Here is a 1,694-nt window from a genome sequence, read left to right on the forward strand (position 1 = left end):
CCAGATGCCGTAGAAGCGCTCCTTGTGCTCGTAGGCGGCCAGCAGTTGCGGGAACGCGCCTGTCCAGGTCTCCATGATGAGGCGCTCCCGGTCTGAGACTTCGTGAGCGCGTTTCAGCAGGATTTTCCGGTCTCCCTTGAGTCCGACTCTGGGACGGTTTCAGCTCCTTTCTGAGGCCCTTGCGCACTCTCTCTAGGGCATCGTTGGCCATGCGCACCACATGGAACTTATCGACCACGATACGGGCCTGGGGCAGCACAGCCTTGACCGCTGCCCGGTAGGGGTTCCACATGTCCATGCTGACGATCTCGACCTTCTGCCGGTCTTTCAGCTTCATCAGGTAGTTGGTCACCACGTCCTGGCGGCGGGTGGCCAGCAGGTCGAGCAGGGTTCGCTCCTCAATGTTGGTCAGAATGCAGCGGTAGCGCTTGTTCAGGTATAGCTCGTCAATGCCCAGGATGCGGGGCGTCTCGAAGCGGTGCCAGTGCCCCAGGAACTCGGCGCGGGCGTTGAAGATGTCGCGCACCGTCTTCTCGTCCAGGCCGGTCTGTGCCGCCACAAAGGTGTAGGGGTGGTTGAAGGATTCCTTCTCCACGTACTCATGCAGCCGCAGTGTCATACGGAATCCGTCCACCATCTCCGGTAGCTGGGGCCTGAATGTTGTCTTGCAGGCCCGGCAGGTGTATCGGCGGCGGACCACCCAGAGAGTGACCCGCTTGCCGTGGATGGGCAGATCACGATAGGGAACGTCACGCTTGCCGAACCGTACGAACTCACCCTGCACGCCGCATTCCTCGCAGGCGATGGGATCGGGCACGTCCACCTGGAAGTGCATTTCGTCGTCGGTTGATTTGCAGCCCAGTACTTGGTATTGCGGCAGGTGAAGGATGTTGTCGGGAAGTTCGGTCATGGTGTTGTATAGGCGTAGGTGTCAGTCAGATCCATCCGACTCGGCATTGGTGTTTGCTTTTTTACCCAACAAGCTGCTGGAAACTAAAAGTAAGGCACCGAGGACAATTGCAATATCAGCCAGGTTGAAGGCCGGCCAATGCCAGTCTCGCCAATAGAAATCAAAGGAATCCACAACATAGCCGCGAAAGACCCGGTCAATCAGGTTGCCCATGGCGCCACCGAGGATAAGACTGTAAGCGATGGCTTCTCCTTTATGACGATTTTCAAGGATCAGCTTGATCAGAAAAATCGAGACCACTACCGCGATTCCGATAAAAAAGTAGCGCTGCCAGCCTCCACCATTCGCAAAAAGACTGAATGCGGCACCGGTATTCCATACGTGTACCCAGTTAAAGAATGAGGTCACTGAAATAGACTCGCCATATGCCATTGATTGTTGCACCAGCCATTTTACGGCCTGATCAGACGCTGCCAGCAGGCCGGAGATGGACAACAGAGCGTACGGTGACAGATGTTTGCCAAAAATGGACATTGCTTAATCCTTGAGCGCCAGAATGCGTCTAGCACCGTTAAGTACAATTACCCCCGCGATGGTGCCGATAATCAGATCCGGATAATTGGACCCGGTCCACGCGACCAGAGCGCCGGCGGTGATGACCCCCAGGTTGATCACCACGTCGTTGGCCGAGAATATCCAGCTTGCCTTCATGTGCGCCCCGCCTTCCCGATGTTTGGATATGAGCAGCAGACAACTGGTATTGGCAATCAATGCGACGAATGCG

The 1,694-nt window shown here is 56.3% G+C and carries 1 protein-coding gene and 2 pseudogenes; all 3 read right to left on the reverse strand.

Annotated elements, in window-relative coordinates; translation table 11 throughout:
- A pseudogene (locus JIG41_RS01385) lies at positions 1 to 910 on the reverse strand (ISL3-like element ISPpu12 family transposase); the annotation flags it as partial.
- A 21-nt stretch (positions 911 to 931) separates the two neighbouring features.
- Positions 932 to 1,444, reverse strand: a complete 513-nt coding sequence (gene lspA, locus JIG41_RS01390; protein ID WP_004813174.1) for a signal peptidase II — start codon at positions 1,442 to 1,444, stop codon at positions 932 to 934.
- Between the two features lie 3 nt (positions 1,445 to 1,447).
- Positions 1,448 to 1,694, reverse strand: a pseudogene (locus JIG41_RS01395) (sodium:proton antiporter); the annotation flags it as partial.

It is taken from the genome of Pseudoalteromonas sp. bablab_jr011, assembly GCF_016464045.1.
GTDB classification, from domain to species: Bacteria; Pseudomonadota; Gammaproteobacteria; order Enterobacterales; family Alteromonadaceae; genus Pseudoalteromonas; species Pseudoalteromonas lipolytica.

What these genes read in the sequence shown, in the direction of transcription:
- lspA (WP_004813174.1), bottom strand. Translation starts at nt 1,444, where the DNA reads ATGTCCATTTTTGGCAAACATCTGTCACCGTACGCTCTGTTGTCCATC.